The organism is uncultured Desulfovibrio sp., from assembly GCF_944324525.1.
GTDB lineage: Bacteria > Desulfobacterota > Desulfovibrionia > Desulfovibrionales > Desulfovibrionaceae > Desulfovibrio.
In genome coordinates, this window is the sequence record NZ_CALUWS010000013.1 from 15,705 (window position 1) to 32,157 (window position 16,453).

At 60.1% G+C, this 16,453-nt stretch carries 13 protein-coding genes; 7 read left to right on the forward strand and 6 right to left on the reverse strand.

From position 1 onward, the window contains the following. Positions 1-24 precede the first annotated feature (24 nt). The 6 genes from Q0K12_RS05010 to Q0K12_RS05035 all read right to left on the reverse strand — a co-directional run bounded on the left by Q0K12_RS05010 (position 25) and on the right by Q0K12_RS05035 (position 5,711). Entirely contained in the window at positions 25-996 is a 972-nt protein-coding gene (locus Q0K12_RS05010) for a DUF6282 family protein (RefSeq protein ID WP_297260672.1), read from the reverse strand. 46 nt (positions 997-1,042) lie between these two features. After that, positions 1,043-1,411, reverse strand: coding sequence for a putative quinol monooxygenase (locus Q0K12_RS05015; protein WP_297260673.1), 369 nt, complete (start codon positions 1,409-1,411; stop codon positions 1,043-1,045). A gap of 142 nt (positions 1,412-1,553) precedes the next feature. Next, on the reverse strand, positions 1,554-2,303 hold the full coding sequence (locus Q0K12_RS05020; protein ID WP_297260674.1) for a glucose 1-dehydrogenase: 750 nt from the start codon (positions 2,301-2,303) through the stop codon (positions 1,554-1,556). Between the two features lie 62 nt (positions 2,304-2,365). Beyond that, positions 2,366-3,247 carry a carboxymuconolactone decarboxylase family protein gene (locus tag Q0K12_RS05025; protein ID WP_297260675.1) on the reverse strand — a complete coding sequence of 294 codons (882 nt, stop codon included), beginning with the start codon at positions 3,245-3,247 and terminating at the stop codon, positions 2,366-2,368. A 401-nt stretch (positions 3,248-3,648) separates the two neighbouring features. Then, positions 3,649-4,551, reverse strand: a complete 903-nt coding sequence (locus tag Q0K12_RS05030; RefSeq protein ID WP_297260676.1) for an aldo/keto reductase — start codon at positions 4,549-4,551, stop codon at positions 3,649-3,651. Between the two features lie 23 nt (positions 4,552-4,574). After that, on the reverse strand, positions 4,575-5,711 hold the full coding sequence (locus Q0K12_RS05035; RefSeq protein ID WP_297260677.1) for an aldo/keto reductase: 1,137 nt from the start codon (positions 5,709-5,711) through the stop codon (positions 4,575-4,577). A gap of 588 nt (positions 5,712-6,299) precedes the next feature. Between Q0K12_RS05035 and Q0K12_RS05040 the strand changes: the two genes are divergently transcribed. From Q0K12_RS05040 to Q0K12_RS05070, 7 genes are all read left to right on the forward strand, one after another. After that, complete coding sequence (locus Q0K12_RS05040; RefSeq protein ID WP_297260678.1) at positions 6,300-6,518, forward strand: hypothetical protein; 219 nt, start codon at positions 6,300-6,302, stop codon at positions 6,516-6,518. Positions 6,519-6,524: 6 nt separating this feature from the next. Further along, positions 6,525-7,109 (forward strand): hypothetical protein, encoded by a 585-nt coding sequence (locus tag Q0K12_RS05045; protein ID WP_297260679.1) that lies wholly within the window; start codon positions 6,525-6,527, stop codon positions 7,107-7,109. Continuing rightward, entirely contained in the window at positions 7,106-8,629 is a 1,524-nt protein-coding gene (locus Q0K12_RS05050) for a type I restriction-modification system subunit M (RefSeq protein ID WP_297260680.1), read from the forward strand. The genes Q0K12_RS05045 and Q0K12_RS05050 overlap by 4 nt, the downstream gene beginning before the upstream one ends. Then, on the forward strand, positions 8,616-9,692 hold the full coding sequence (gene rhuM / locus Q0K12_RS05055; RefSeq protein WP_297260681.1) for a RhuM family protein: 1,077 nt from the start codon (positions 8,616-8,618) through the stop codon (positions 9,690-9,692). The genes Q0K12_RS05050 and rhuM overlap by 14 nt, the downstream gene beginning before the upstream one ends. Positions 9,693-10,065: 373 nt before the next feature. Continuing rightward, positions 10,066-11,259, forward strand: coding sequence for a restriction endonuclease subunit S (locus Q0K12_RS05060; RefSeq protein ID WP_297260682.1), 1,194 nt, complete (start codon positions 10,066-10,068; stop codon positions 11,257-11,259). A gap of 148 nt (positions 11,260-11,407) precedes the next feature. Next, positions 11,408-12,898: a P-loop NTPase fold protein gene (locus Q0K12_RS05065; protein ID WP_297260683.1), complete on the forward strand. Its 1,491-nt coding sequence runs from the start codon at positions 11,408-11,410 to the stop codon at positions 12,896-12,898. 265 nt (positions 12,899-13,163) lie between these two features. After that, positions 13,164-16,442: an HsdR family type I site-specific deoxyribonuclease gene (locus tag Q0K12_RS05070; RefSeq protein ID WP_297260684.1), complete on the forward strand. Its 3,279-nt coding sequence runs from the start codon at positions 13,164-13,166 to the stop codon at positions 16,440-16,442. The last annotated feature ends 11 nt before the right edge of the window (positions 16,443-16,453 follow it).

Sequence of the window (16,453 nt, forward strand, 5' to 3'; positions counted from 1 at the left end):
GCCTTTTTTCAAAGGCAAAACGCTCTATTGCAGTCCCACGAGTCGTGCGGGAAGGACCTTGACCATATGTTCCACCTGGGCTCGTGGCAGGCCGCCCGCCAGCAGAAAGCCGATGGCATCCCGCATGCCGGTCAGCGGGTCGGGCAGACCCGCCTGTCCCATGTCCGTGGAAAGGAAGGTGCGCTCCGGCGCGATGCGGGCGAATTCCACAAGCTTTGCCGGGGACATGGGCGGGAAGGGCAGCGGCGTTTCCGGCCCCCAGAAGCAGGGCAGGCAGCACAGTTCCACATAGCCGCCCAGTTCGACGATGCGGTCTATCTGCGCCGGAGTCATGGTCCAGATAAGGGAATTGACGTGGGTCGCCACGAACTTGCGCACGCCGACCTCCCGCGCCGTGCGGGCCAGGAGGCAGCTTTCTTCCGGCGAACTGTGGCCGGTGGCAAAGATGATGTCCGCCTCGGCACAGATCTCCATGACCCGCACCACCTCCGGGAGCACCCGGCGCGCGGCGTCCAGCACCGGGATGCCGGGCCCGCGCCGTTCATGCGCGCACTGATAGGCGGCGTCCTGCGTCGGCATCCAGATGCAGCGGCAGAGATTGCCGGTGGTTTTGAGCGCCTGCCGGGCCGCATGGACGTTCACCTTTTCGCCCAGCAGACGGTTCATGATGATGCTGCCGAAGACCTCGATACCGGGGAGCGCCTCTCGCACGAGGAAGGCCCGGTCATGACAGCTCCAGTCATTGGACTTGTACATGATGGCGCGGTACCCGGCCTGTTTGGCAGCACGAGCAAAGGCCAGTTCGTTGATGGCGCGCGGGCGGGAGTCCGGCGCGGCATGGATGTGGATGTCGCTCACCCCGGCAAGCAGGTTGTCGTCGCCGGCAGCCGTGCCCCCGTTCGCCCTCGCCGCTTCCGTCAGCAGGGCGCATCCCGCGGCAAAGCCGGTGGCCATGATGAATTCCCGCCGGGAGAGACTGTGTCTTTCCTGTTGCATACGCTTTCTCCATGATGTCGCGTTCTGCGCTCTTGGGCGGCATGGCCTACTGTTGCGGGGGAGTTTCACCGGAGGTATGCTTGTCTCGCAGCTCCACGGGAACAGCCTCCAGCAGGACGCGCCGGGCGATCATGTCCTTTGTGGTCTGGAAATACTTCTGGAAATGCGGCGTGTTGCGATGCCGCTCATAGGCGGCATCATCGACATACATCTCAAAGAACGTCAGCTTCGTCGGGTCCTGTTTGTCGGCAACGGCATACAGGGCGATGACGCCCGGCTCGACGCGCAGCGATGCGGCCATTTCCTCTCTGACGGCGATCAGGAAGGATTCCAGGCATTCCGGCTTGATGTCCAGCCGGGCGATGCGGACGGATGTGGCCTCCGCCGCATGGATGATAGGTGATCCTGTCAGCATGAAACAAACTCCCATAAGCAGGGAAAGCGCCTTTTTCCTCATGATCCAGCCTCCCCACGGCGTGTATGTACTAAACGATGCGGGCCGCCTGCGGCATGGTTAGCGTGTGGGCGGGGCCTGTTCCAGCCGCCGCCCGCACGGCTTACTGCGCCGTATAGCCGCCGTCCACCGCGATGCCCTGACCGGTGACGAAGCCCGCTTCCTGACACGACAGCCAGACGACGCAGGCGGCCACTTCATCCGGAGTCCCCACGCGCCGCATGGGCTCGATGACGTCGGTGATGGCCCCTGTCCGCATCATGTGTTCCACCATAGGCGTCATGATGGTGGCGGGGCAGACGGCATTGATGCGGATGCCGCGCGCGGCGTATTCCAGCGCCGCGCACTTGGTCATGCCGAGCACGGCATGCTTGGAGGCGTGGTAGGCGACACGCCCGGGCATGCCGATCAGGCCGCCGATGGAAGAGCAGTTGACGATGGAATAGCCGTCCCCGCCCTGCGCGAGCATCTGCCGCAGTTCATATTTCATGCAGAGGAACATGCTGCGGAGGTTGACGTTGATGACCCTGTCGAACTCGTCGGAGCTGACTTCCGCCGTTTCCACGTCGTCGCTCATGATGCCGGCGTTATTGTAGGCATAATCCAGCCGTCCGAAGGTCCGGCATGTCGCCTCGATCATCCGTTTCACCTGCTCCTCGTCCGTGACGTCGCAGGTCACGCAGGCGGCGGCATGTCCCTCGCCGCGCAGTTTCTCCACGATGGCGCGCAGCAGCTCCTCCCGTCTGCCGGCCAGCATGACGGACGCGCCCCTGCGGGCAAACATGATCGCCGTCGCCTCGCCTATGCCGCTGCTGGCTCCGGCCACCAGCACGACCTTGCCGTGAATGTCCATGTCTCCTCCCTGAAAGCTGGGCTTGGGGTATGTGTTTCTGTTCGCTTGAACGGGCTGTCGCATCAGGAGTCCTGCAGGACGGCATTGACGCAGGCAAGGGCGTTCAGCGTCCGCGGGAAGCCGATATACGGCAACATCATGGCCAGCGCGTCGATGAGGTTCTGCTTGCTGTTGCCCACATTGGCGTTGCCCTGCACATGGGCCTTGACCTGCGCCTCGCAGCCGCCCAGCGCGCTGATGACGGTAAAGGTCAGCAGTTCGCGCATCTTCAGATCGAGCCCCTTGCGGGTATACACGTCGCCAAAGCAGAAGGCGGAAAGGAAGTTGACCATGATGTCCTTCTGGCCCTGCGGGGTCGCGGCGTGCATCTTGTCGATGGCCTCGCCGAAAATGCCCTTCTGTACCGCCAGACCGTCCGCAAAGCGGCTGTCTTCCGTCACCGTGCCCTGATTTTCCAGCGGCAGGGCGATGCCGTGGGCGGCAAAGACCTCATTGACCAGGCGCAGGGCGCTTTCCGTGCGGGGAAAGCCGATATACGGCGCACACTGATACAGCGCCTCGCGGATCTCCACGGGGCTGACGCCGCAGCGCAGGGCCGCTTCCGTATGTTCCTTCACCTCATCCAGCGTCTGGATGGCGGCAAGGGTCACCAGCGCCACAAGGCTCTTCTGGCGCTTGTCGAGCGTGCCGCCGTCCACGATCTCGCCGTACACGAGGCGGTCACGCATGGCGGCGAGTTCGGGGTCCGTCTTTGCCAGAGACGAGCCGGCCTCGCCCATGAGGGCCTGCCGGTTTTGGGCCGCCGTGCTGATCCTGTCCATGTTCTTTGCTCCCTTGTCGTGTGTTGTCGCCGCCCATGCCGGCGGCAGGTTGCCCAGCAGGAGGGTCATCCCGCAGAGAATGGAAAAAAGATGCCGGGCCGGTGAGATGCCGAAAACCTTCATGCTGTCCTCCTGTGTGGCGTGCCGGGCGGCACTGCGCTGTCCGGGGTATCCTGTTTGCTGTAATGGAGAGTAGGCCAGTCCCGCAGGCGGCGGAAGGAACGATCTTCGCAAAAACTTGCCTGATCTTCTCAGACGGCCAGCCTCGCCACAGCCAGGCAATATAACTTTGCACATAATTTCAATAAATAAACGAGCCGTACACGCTCCTCTTGCCTTTGGGGAGAGGCTGCCTCGTGTCCCCGACGCTTCCCACGATAAAAGCGCGCTGGGGAAGCGATGGGGGCCTGGGGGGAAGAATGACGGGAAGGCCTTTTCTCGTTTCGCTACGAAAAGACTGGGCCCTCCCGCGCTACGGGGTTCCCCTTCCCCCCAAAACACGCAGCATATAGCGTTGACAGGCCCTACGGGGCGATGACCACGGGATAGGTCCGCTCCGTCACCGTCTGCGGATCGTCGCCGCCGCGCCTGCCGGTATCCAGCCCGTCGATGGCGGCCATATCGGCAGGGGAGAGGGCAAAGTCGAATATCGCCAGATTTTCCGCCATGCGCTGCGGATGCACGGATTTGGGGATGGCCGAATGTCCCCGCTGGATATGCCAGCGCAGGACGATCTGCGCCGGGGTCCTGCCCAGCCGCCGGGCCAGGGACACGATGACCGGGTGGTCGAGCACATGGCGCGCCTTGCCCGGCGCGGCGTCATAGATGTTGACCCCGCCGAGGGGAGACCAGGCCTGCGTCACGATCCCCAGACGCGCGTGGGCCTGCGCCAGCTCTTTCTGCGGGAAGAAAGGATGGAGTTCGACCTGATTCACGGCCGGGGCAAGCGAGGTCTCGGCCATGAGGGCTTGCAGATTGGCCGCATCGTGATTGCAGACCCCGATGGCGCGGATGCGTCCCGCCGCAAGGTGCTGCTCCAGCACCCGGTAAGAGGCGACGGTCTGCGAAAAGCGGGAGGGGAGCGGCCAGTGCAGGAGGAACATGTCCACATAGTCCAGGCCCAACTTGCCGAGGCTCCTGCCCAGTGCGCGCGCCGCGGCGTCCTGACCGTAGTCCGTCGGCCACAGCTTGCTGGTCACGAAGATGTCGGCGCGGGGTATGCCGCTCTGTCGGACGGCTTCGCCGACCTCCCGTTCATTATTGTAGGCGGCCGCCGTATCGATGAGGCGGTACCCGGCCCGCAGGGCCGCCAGAACGGCTTCCGTCGTCATTTCCGGGGCGATGCGGTACACGCCGAAACCGAGGGACGGCATCATGACGCCGTTATTCAGCCGCAGCCGGCCTTCGTTTGGCAAGGCTTCGTTCATATGCTGCTCCTTTCCGGCAAGAGTCATTTGTCGATCTGGCTTTCCGTGAAGGCGTCCGCACGATGCCCCACAAGATGGATGCGGGAAAGGTCGGACGCGAATTCCTTGAGTTCCGCGGGCGACAGACTGACGGCGACGGCTCCGGTCAGCTCGTCAAGATGGGCCGGGTTGGTGGTGCCGGGGATGGGGGCTATCCAGGGGGCTTGCGCCAGCAGCCAGGCCAGGGCGAACTGGGCCATGGTGCAGCCCTTACGCTGGGCCCATTCGCGGACCAGATGCGGCAGGGGCATATTCCGCTTCAGGGCTTCGGGCGTGAACTGCGGCAGCGTGGACAGCCGCCCGCTGGGGAAGCGGCTGTTCTCGTCGATGGCCCCGGTCAGGAAGCCGCGGCCCAGCGGGCAGTAAGGCACAAGACCGATGCCGAGTTCCCGCAGGGTTGAGAAGATCTTGGTTTCCGGTTCGCGCCAGAGGAGGGAATACTCGCTCTGCACGGCGCTCACGGGCTGGACGGCGTGCGCCCTGCGGATGGAACGGGCGCTGGCTTCGGACAGGCCGAAGTGCAGGACCTTGCCTTCCTGTATGAGGTCCTTCACCGTCCCGGCGACGTCTTCCATAGGCACGGCGGGATCGACGCGATGTTGATAGAGCAGGTCGATGCGGTCGGTACGCAGACGCCGCAACGAGCCTTCCACCGCGCGGCGGATATGGTCCGGCCTGCTGTTCAGGGCGGTCGGCTTTCCTTCCTCGACGCCGAAACCGAATTTGGTGGCGATGACGACCTTGTCCCGGACCGGCGCGAGCGCCTCCCCGACCCATTCCTCACTGGTATGGGGGCCGTAGACCTCCGCCGTGTCGAAAAAGGTCACGCCCCTGTCGAAGGCCCGCCGGATCAGGGCGATCATGTCCTTTTTTTCGTATGTGCCGCCGTAATAGCCCACCATAGGCAGACAGCCCAGCCCGATGGCGGAGACCTCCAGCGTCCCCAGCCTGCGGGACGGCATGGGAGCGGGCTGCCGTCCGATCTTCGGCTGTGCGTCCTCTCCGGCGGCCCATGCCGCGCGGGGCAGGGCGTGGGCAAGGAGCGTCATCGTGCCGAGGGCCAGCCCCCCGGCCAGAAAACCACGGCGACCCGACAGGGAAAGTTCCTTTGCAGCGTCCATGATTGCCTCCATTGCAAAAGTTCACTGTTGCTTTTCCGTATAGCCGGGAAAACGGCGGCAAAAAACGTGCGTTTTTGGCAAAAACTTGCCTGATCCTGTCACAGGGAGAAGGGCGGAGGGCGGCGGACAGGCGGAACGGGCAGGACAGCGGAGGAGGGTGGACAGCCTGCCGTGGCCGGAGAGAAGGGCAAGGCGAGGCGGCCGCCCCGCGTATTGCCGTTTTCAGAGGCAAAATGCCCCGGGCCATGGAAAAATGATCTATTGAAATTATGTGTAAAATTTGTGTCGACAGGTCCGGGGTGGTGGCTTCACGGTATCCGCAAAAGCGATTTTTTTCTAAAAAACAATATTATTTCAATATATTATATCGTTATTTTTTGAATTGTCCGTGCGCATTGACAAGAAAAAAAATTATGGCTATTTTTCATATGCAGCATTAATGATGCTGCAAAAAAAGAGATGGAACGCCGTGAGCGCACCGCACGGATCCGCCCAAAGGAGCAGGGCGGCCCCGGCGCGCGGCAGCCTGGCAGGCGATGCTCGAACCGCCCCGGTCCCTGAACCGCTCCGCATCCGCAGGGAGTAAATATGGTTTTCAACGTTAACATGAAGACTCAGAAGGTCAAAGTTGACAGGACGGACGTGATCTTCACTGTTCGTGAAGATCGCTCGAAGCTGGGTGACCTGCATATCTCCAAGGGGGCTGTCGTCTGGTTTCCCGCCAATGCCCAGAGGGGCCACAGGGTCAGTTGGCGCGAGCTGGCCGCATTCATGGAAGAGGATGGAGAAAGATGTGAGACCCGCTGAGCAGCCATGATCCTTCAGCTTTCACAGATCGCCGAGGTCCGGCCGGGCTTTCCCTTTCGTAGCAGCGTCGAGTCGGACCCGGCGGGCGACGCGCTTGTCGTCCAGCTCAGGGACGTCTCCCGCGAGGGCGGGCCGAACTGGCCCGCCCTGCTGCGCACCCGGCTTTCCGGGCGCAAGCCCTTTCCTTTTTTGCAGGATGACGACATCCTGCTGTCCATACGGGGCGGCAAGTATTTTGCCGTCCATCTGGCACAGGTGCCGGAACCGGCGGTAGCGGCCCCGCATTTTTTTGTGTTGCGGGCCGGCCCGGCGGTTTTGCCCGCCTTTCTGGCCTGGCAGCTCAACTACGGCCCTGTCCAAACCTATTTCCAGCAGGTACAGGCCGGGAGTCTGCAATTGGGCCTGCGCCGCCAGGATGTGGAAGAGGCCCCCGTGGCCGTGCCGCCGCGTGAGCGGCAGGCCTGCCTTGCGGCGCTTGCCGGCAACATCCGCCGCCAGCAGGATATTTTTCGTCAACAGATCGCCAACGCGGACCGCCTGCTGCACGGGCTGGCCGCATCCCTGCACGATCAGGAAAGGAAGGACGCATGAGCGAGACCGTTACCGCCATCGAACAGGATACCATCAACAAGGCCGTGTGGGCGGCCTGCGATACCTTTCGCGGCACCATCGACGCCAGCGTGTATAAGGACTTCATCCTTGTCATGCTCTTTCTGAAATTCGTTTCCGACGTCTACAACGACGAGCACACCCGGCTCATGCAGCAGTACGACAACGAGAAACTGGTCACGGCCATGATGCGGCAGCAGCGTTTCACACTGCCCCACGAAGCGAACTTCTGGACGCTCCACGCCCAGCGGCACGCGCCGGGCAACGGCCAGCGCATCAATGAGGCGCTGGCGGCGCTGGAAGAGGCCAACGGCAGCAAGCTGCGCAACGTTTTTCAGGACATCAGCTTCAATACCGACAAACTGGGCGAGGAGAAGCAGAAGAATACGCTTCTGCGTACCCTGCTGGAGGACTTCGCCAAGCCGGAACTGGATCTTTCGCTCTCGCGCGTGGGCTCGCTGGACATCATCGGCAATGCCTACGAGTTTCTCATCGGCAAGTTCGCGGCCGATGCGGGGCGCAAGGCCGGGGAGTACTACACGCCGCCGGAAGTGTCCGACCTGCTGGCCCGCCTGCTGGACCCGCGACCCGGCGAGAGCATCTGCGATCCGGCCTGCGGCTCCGCCTCCCTGCTCATGAAGTGCGGCCGCCGCATCTTCCAGAAGACCGGCCAGCGCGATTATGCCCTGTACGGGCAGGAGTCCATCGGCGCGACCTGGGCCCTGGCCCGAATGAACCTCTTCCTGCACGGGGAGGACAACCACCGTCTCGAATGGGGCGACACCCTGCGCAATCCCAAGCTGCTGGACACGGACGGACGCCTGCTGCACTTTGATGTGGTGACGGCCAATCCGCCGTTCTCGCTGGACAAGTGGGGCATCGAAGAGGCGGAGCACGACCCGTTCGGGCGCTTCCGCCGGGGGCTGCCGCCGCGCACCAAGGGGGATTATGCCTTCATCCTGCACATGATAGAGACCCTCAAGCCCGGTTCGGGCCGCATGGGGGTGGTGGTGCCGCACGGGGTGCTGTTCCGTGGCGCGGCGGAAGGCCGCATCCGCAACCAGCTCTTGCGGGAAAACCTGCTCTCCGCCGTTATCGGTCTGCCGGAAAAGCTCTTTTTCGGCACGGGCATACCGGCGGCCATCCTCATTTTCCAGAAGCGCAAGACGGACGAGGATGTCCTGTTCATCGACGCATCCCGCGACTTCCGCCCCGGCAAGAATCAGAACCAGCTTGCGCCGGAGCATATCGAGCGCATCGTGGAGACCTTCACGGCCCGCCGGCCCGTGGAGAAGTACGCGGCCCTCGTGCCCATAGCGGACATCCTCAGCGAGCATGACGGCAACCTCAATATCCCCCGCTATGTGGATACTTTCGAGGAAGAGGAGGAGATAGACCTGCTGGCCGTGCGCGCCGAGCGCCGCAAGCTGGATGCCGAGCTGGCCGCGCTGGAAACGCAAATGGCCGCCTACCTCAGGGAGCTGGGCTATGGCGATGCGTAGGCTCCCCCCCATGCCGGAGATCCTGCCGCCGGAAACGCCGCCCCCGCCGGACGCCGCGCCGGGCGTGGCCGTCTTTGCCACGGCGGACGGCAGCGTGCGGGTGGAGGTGCGCCTGCAGGGCGGGACGGTCTGGCTGTCCCAAAAGCAGCTTGCCCAGCTCTACGGCGTCACGGTGTCCAATATCAATAAGCATCTCAAGGCTATTTTCGAGGATGGCGAGCTTGAACCAGCGCGAACTATTGAGCATTACTCAATAGTTGCAACTAATGGAAAACATTACACAACAAAACATTACAACCTGGATGCCGTCCTGCATGTGGGCTACCGGGTACGCTCCACGGTGGGGGCGCTGTTCCGGGCCTGGGCCACGGAACGGCTGACGGAATACATGGTGAAGGGCTTCACCATGAACGATGATCAGCTCAAATACGGCGACGGCTACGAGGAGCACTTCCGCGAGCTGCTGGCCCGCATTCGGGACATTCGCGCCTCGGAGAAACTCTTTTACCAACAGGTGCGGGATCTCATTGCCGCTACCAGCGTGGACTATGCCAGGAACAAGAACGAGGAACCGGTGCGCAACTTCTTTGCCCATTTGCAGGATTGCATGCTCTATGCGGTCAGCGGGCATACGGCGGCGGAACTCAAGTTCCTGCGGGCGGATGGCACAAAACCCCATATGGGGCTGACCTGCTTCCGGGGCGGCATGCCGTGTCTGACGGATGCGGATGTGGCCAAGAATTATCTGACCGCCGCCGAACTCGCCGACATGAACCAACTGGTAACCATGTTTCTGGACCATGCGGAAATGCGCGCCCGGCGTCATCAGGACATGACGCTGGCGGACTGGCAGGAGCAGGCCCGGCGCTTTCTGGAATTCAACGAACGCAGCATGCTTTCCGGCTACGGCACACGCCGCAGCGAGGATGCAAAGCAGTATGTGCGCACGCAGTACGCCATCTATCGGCAGCGTTGCGCGCTGGAGGAAGCACAGGCCGACGCGGCGCAGGATGCCGAGGACGCGGCCCGCCTTGCCGCGCTGGAATGTCGTCAGGGTGGATAGGGGCGGTTTTATATATTGAGGGGGGAAGGGAAAGCCCTCGCTCTGCTGTCGATGCCCGTAAGGCTCCTGCGTCGCCTAACGGACACGGCCTGCGGCCGCCCGTCGGGTCGCTGCTAGCGCGAGAGGGGTTTCCCTTCCCCCCTCAAACTCCCCCTATCCCTTCCCCAGCGCGCTTTAATCAGGTTAATCAGGCGCTGCGATAACGCCGCCGCTTTCCTGATGCACAACGTCCCCGCAGGAGGCGTACCACAGCGAAAAACCGTAAGCCCCCAAAGGTGAGGGCCTGCCTTGCCTGAGCCTTGCCGTTTTTGTTACTGTTCAATCAGCCGCCCCGACAGCCTGCGCGGGCGAAACAGAGTGTGAGGATGACGCTATGCTGCCGGAAGGGTGGAAAGAGACTACGCTTGGTAAATGTGTAAAAATATATTCTGGATACGCACCTCAAATTGTCGATCCCAAGGATGACGGGACTTATCCGTATGTCAAGGTTGATGATTTAAATAATTGTGATAAATATCAAAAAAATAGTAAGCAGTATTTTTTTGATGAAAAATACTGTATTCCTCTTATGTCTGTTATTTTCCCAAAACGTGGGGCGGCAATAATGAATAATAAGGTTCGTATTGCGGCAACCCATATCGGATTGGATACAAACATGATGGCTGTTTATCCAATTGGTTCTGTATGTCATACAGAATTTATTTATTATTTTATAAAATATTCTGGGTTATATCGAATTGCTGACATATCGTCTATTCCTCAAATTAATAATAAGCATATACTTCCGTATAAAATTAATTTGCCTCCTCTTTCTGAACAAAAAAAGATAGCCGCCATCCTTTCCACATGGGATAAGGCCATCAGCACGGCCGATGCCATGCTGGAAAACAGCCACCAGCAGAAAAAAGCCCTCATGCAGCAGCTTTTGACAGGCAAGCGCAGATTGCCGGGATTCAGTGGGGAGTGGGAACTAGTAAAATTAAAAAAAATTGGAACTACGTATGCAGGCTTGACTGGAAAATCAAAAGAGGATTTTGGTCAAGGAACCCTTTTTATACCTTACTTGAATGTATTTAAGAATTCATTTGTAGATAATACAAATTTTGAAAAAGTTATAATTTATGATAATGAAAAACAAAATTGTGTCAAATATGGCGACATATTATTTACGATTTCATCAGAAACCCCACATGAAGTAGGAATGTCATCTGTTTTTCTTGATCATATTGAAAATGTTTATTTAAATTCTTTCTGCTTTGGTTTTAGAATGAAAAATTTTTCAATACTCTTACCTCAGTATGCTCGCTTTTTGTTTAGAGGTAACAAATTTAGAGGAAACATAGCATCTCTTGCTCAAGGAGCTACTCGATATAACCTTTCAAAAACACAATTTCTTGAAATTGCTGTTTTACTCCCTCCCCTCGACGAACAACGCGCCATTGCCGCCGTGCTGGATGCGGCGGACAGGGAAATAGCCCTGCTGGAACAGAAGGCCGCCCGCCTGCGGGAAGAAAAGAAAGCCCTCATGCAACAACTGCTCACCGGCAAGCGCCGGGTGCGGGTCTAGAGCGTTTTTTCTTTGAAAAAGATAAAACGTGAGGCGACAGCAAAGCCGCCCGGCCAAAGCAGGCGGAAAGACAGCGATTTTTCCGCGAAGCGCCAGGATGGTGTGAATCGCGAAGCCTTTCAAACGGAGAATGCTTTAGAAGATGCGTATGGACGCTTCGGTTTCTCTTGAAAACATAACGTTTGCAGACCGTGATGAATTCAATCGCAAGGCCATTGCCGAAAACATCATCAAGCTGCTGGATGCGGATGTGGACTTCTGCCCGATGGTCATCGACGGCGGTTGGGGCACGGGCAAGACGGAGTTCTGCCGCAAGCTCATCAATCTGATAAAGGAGCAGGACGCCCAGCGCCAGGCGAGCGCCCAAGAGGTTACTGCCCGTGCGGATCGGACAGCGGCAGGCGCGGCCGGTGGCGCCATGCCGGGGGACACCGCATCCCAGCCCGCAGCGGACGAGAGTCGCCCCGCGGCCGTGCAGGCTGCGGCCCTGCCGCCGGAACGGGCCATCATCTATCTGGATGCCTTCGCTTCCGAGACCGTGGACGATCCGCTGCTCTGCATCCTGGCCGCCATCCGGGCCGAGTTCCCCGAAGAAAAGAAAAAAGAAATCAGCCGAAAAGCTTTGCCCGTGGTGAAGACGCTGGGCAAGGTCGCGGGCAAGGCCGCGTTTGCGCATCTTTTCAAGCAGGATCTGGAAGAAGTTTCCGAAGAGCTGGCCGAGGCCGCCAGTGAGGGCGCTGATGCGCTTGTCGAGCAGACCGTGGACAAGCTGCTGGATCAGTATGCCAATGCACAAGGAAATATTGATGCCCTGAAAAACGTCATGGCCAAGGCCGCCGAAGAACGGCCCATCCTCTTCTTTATCGATGAGCTGGACCGCTGCCGGCCGGACGTTGCCCTCAGCATTCTGGAACTTGTCAAACATGTATTTGACGTCCCCGGCATCAAATTTGTTTTTATCGCCAATATGCAACAGCTCAAGGCTGTGATCCGCAAGCGCTACGGACAAGACGTGGACGCGGACGTGTATCTGGAGAAGTTTGTCAATTTATCTATCAACATCCCTTCTGTGCACATAATAAACCATCAAAGTGCTGCCAGTATTTTGCTTAAAAATGAATTCAATGATATAGAAGTGCTCAGAAAAGAAGAAAGTTTTTGTAAAAGAATTTCTGACCATATCATTGTGAAGCACAATATAAGCTTGCGAGGTATTGAAAAATTTGTTAAAAATATAAAAATATATAAAACCATCGCAGATGATTTCTCATTACAGGACGATAATATAGATAGCTTTATATTTCTATTGTCAATGTTTATTTTTTCATTTGACAGAGATATTACCAATAAAGTTCTGAATGACAATATTGACGACAGTATTGTAAAGTTTGTTGGAGAGTCTCAAGATGCTGAACTTGCCAGATGGATATTTTGCTCTGTAAATGTTATACAACATGGAATTCATATTTTAGATAATAAAATAGGGCTGACTAATTCTGATATGTATATAATTAGAGATATACTAAACACATCTGATAAAACTTTCAATGAGTCTAATTTTAAAAATAAATGTTTTTATTTGAAAGCAAATTTTATTAATTATATACGGAAAATGAACATGATTTCAATTAAATGGTGATACTACATCCGAGGTCTATATCTGGTCGAGGGACAGCGACCTGGCCGCGTATGGGCGTTGCTGCTGAACTTTTGCTTTTTCGCCTCGTCCATGCTGCCGGGGGACGGTTGCCGAAGGGAAAGCGACCGCGTTACCGTACCTCTGATCGACCTGAATAAAGCGCGTTGGGGGAAGGATGGGGGGCGCGGGGGGAAGGAAACCCCCTTGCGCGCCAGCCAAGGGGGTTTCCTTCCCCCCGCAACATGCCCCCAGAGGACAGACTCACATGCACCTCACACCGGAAGACCGCCTTTCCAAGCTGCCCGCGCTGGCATTGCTGTGCGGCATGGGCTATCGTTATCTTTCGCCGGAGCAGGCCAATGCGTTGCGCGGGGCGGCCGATGGCCGGGGCGGCGCGGTGGTGCTGGTTCCTGTCCTGCGGCGCTGGCTGGAGGAGCGCACCTTTCAGGTGGGGGGCGCGGCCTTTTCCCTGTCCCCGGCCAATGTGGACAAGATCGTCGCCGCCCTGTGTCCTCCTCTGCGGGACGGGCTCGTGCCCACCAATGAACATATCTACGACCTGCTGCGCCTCGGGATCACGGTCACGGAAGAGATCGACGGCAGGAGCACGGACTGCACCATCTCCGTGCTGGACTGGGAACAGCCGGAAAACAACGTCTGGCACGTCACGGAAGAGCTGGCCGTGCTGGATGCGGCGGGCTTGCACAAGGTCGTGCCGGACATCGTCTGTTATGTGAACGGCCTGCCGCTGGCGGTGGTGGAGTGCAAGCGGCCGGATCTGCCCGGCTGCGACGGCAAACCGCCGTACACGCAGGCCATTTCCCAGATGATCCGCAATCAGGGGCGCGAATACATCCCGCAGCTTTTCATCTATACGCAGATGGCCCTTGCCGTGGACGGCGCGGACGGCAAATACGGGACGTGCGGCACGCCTGCGCGCTTCTGGGCGAGCTGGCGGGAGGAGGAGACGCCGGATGCCGCCATAGCCGCCTGGAAGCGGGGCGCGAACGCGGACGATGCCGCCGCCATCCTGACGCGGCGGCCCGCGGACGCCGGGGAGGCCTGGCGCGTGGCGCGGCAGGGCGTGCTCACCGGGCAGGATCGCTGCATAGCGGGCCTGCTGCATCCGCGGCGTCTGCTCGACGGCATGCGCTACTTTACCTTGTTCGAGACCGGGCGCGACGGCCTGCACCGGCTGGCGGCCCGCTATCAGCAGGTCTTCGGCCTGCGGGCCATGCTGCGCCGCTTGCAAAACGTGGAGAACGGCAAGCGCGGCGGCGGGGTCATCTGGCACACCACGGGCAGCGGCAAATCGTATACTATGGTCATGCTGGCGCAGGCCCTCGTCCTGCTGCCGGAGCTGAAGCAATGCCGCATCGTGGTGGTCACGGACCGTGTGGATCTGGAAAGGCAGATCCTGAAAAATTTCCTGAAGAGCGGCATCCTCGGCAAGAAGGAGGCGGCCGAAGCCCGCGTGCGCACGGGCCGCAAGCTGGCCGAAAAGCTGGGCGGGGGAAAGGAGCGCATCCTCTTCACCATCATCGACAAGTTCCACAGCGCGGCCCAGCGCGCGGAATGCCGCAACGACAGCCCGGACATCATCGTGCTGGTGGATGAGGGCCACCGCAGCCAGAGCGGGGAAACGCACCAGCTCATGCGCCGGGCCCTGCCCAATGCGGCCTTTATCGCCTTTACCGGCACGCCGCTGCTGGAAAAGGAGCGCTCCCGAACGGAAGAGACCTTCGGCCGCATCATCCACGCCTACACCATGCAGCAGGCCGTGGCCGACGGCACGGTGACGCCCCTGCTGTACGAGGAGCGGATACCGGAACTCTCGGTCAACGAGGAAGCCATAGACGCCTGGTTCGACCGCATCACCGCCCGCCTGACGGAAGGGCAGCGCGCCGACTTGAAGCGCAAGTTCTCCCGTTCCAGCCAGATCGACAGGGCCCGCGGCCGCATGGAGCTCATCGCCGCGGACATCGCCTCCCACCTGCTCACCCTGCCCAAAGGCATGAAGGGGCAACTCGCCTGTTCCAGCAAGGGCGCGGCCGTCGCCTATCAGGAGATATTCGAGCGGCAGGGGCTGATCTCCTCGGCCGTGGTCATCTCGCCGCCGGACAGCCGCGAAGGGCACGAGGACGTGGACGCCGAAAGCCGGGATGCCGTCAAGGTCTGGTGGGACAAGAACGTCGGCCGGGAACCGGAACCCAAATACACCCAGCGCATCCTTGACCGCTTCGCCACGGACGGGGCCCCGCAGCTGCTCATCGTGGTGAGCAAGCTGCTCACCGGCTTTGACGAGCCGCGCAATATGGTCCTTTACATCGACAAGCCCCTGAAGCAGCACGAGCTGCTCCAGGCCATCGCTCGCGTAAACCGGCTGCATGAAGCGAAAAGGTTCGGCTATCTGGTGGACTACAAGGGGATACTCTCCGCGCTGGACACCAGCATCGCCAGCTACGCCGAACTGGCGGAGCGCGTGCAGGGCTACCAGGAGGAGGACGTGCGGGGGCTGTGCGTGCCCATGTCCACGGAATACAAGCGCCTGCCGCAGCTGCTGGAGGCGCTGGACGCCCTGTTCACCGGCATCGATCCGGCGGACGCGCAGGCGCTGGTGCAGCGTCTTGCCCCGGATATGGGACTGCGGGACGGCAAACCGGAGGACAGGAACCGCAAGCGCCGCGACGATTTCTATCTTGCCCTGCGCGCCTATGAGAACTGCCTGACCGTCGCGCTGCAATCCGCAAGCTTTTATGAGGACCGCTCCTTCAGCGATGCGGACAGGGAGCATTTCAAGCAGGCGGCGCGCCGCTATGCCGCCGTGCGGCAACAGGTACGCCGTCTGGCGCAGGAAAGTGTGGACTACGACGCCTATACCGCCAGCATCCGCGATCTGCTGGACAAGCACATGGCGGGCGTCGCCATACAGGAGCCGGAAGGCATCTACCGCGTCGACGATCTGGGCAGGGGTGATCCGGCCCGCTGGAGCGACGGCAAGGCCCGTTCGGAAGCCGCGGCCATCGCCAGCCGCCTGACGCGCAGCATCGACGTGAAACTGGCCGACGATCCGTATGCGCACGCCTATTTTTCCGAGCTGCTGAAACAGGCCATCGCTCGCAGTCAGGAGCTGTTCGACGCGCCGGTCAAGCAGTACCTGCTGTTTGCCGAACTGGAAAAAACGGTGCAGGCCAACCGCGTGCCGGGTATCCCCGCCGGGCTGGCGCAACATCCCGATGCCCGCATCTGGTTCGGCATCCTCAAGATGCGGCTGGGCGGCCACACCCCGGACGAGGCGGCGGACGACGGCGCGGCCCTTGACGTCTGGACGGAGCTGGCCCTGCGCATGGAGGAGATCACCACACGGGCGCGGAGGGAGTTCTCCCTCAATATGGATGACAGGGAAAGGGCCATCAGCAAGGGGCTGCTCGAGCTCTTTTTCAGCGGGGACGCTCCGGCCTGTCTGCAGGAGGCCATCGAGACGGCCCAGGCCGTCATCAGCGACGTCATCCACAGTCTGCGCGTGCGCGGGCAACAGGCCTGACGCGGGGGGGC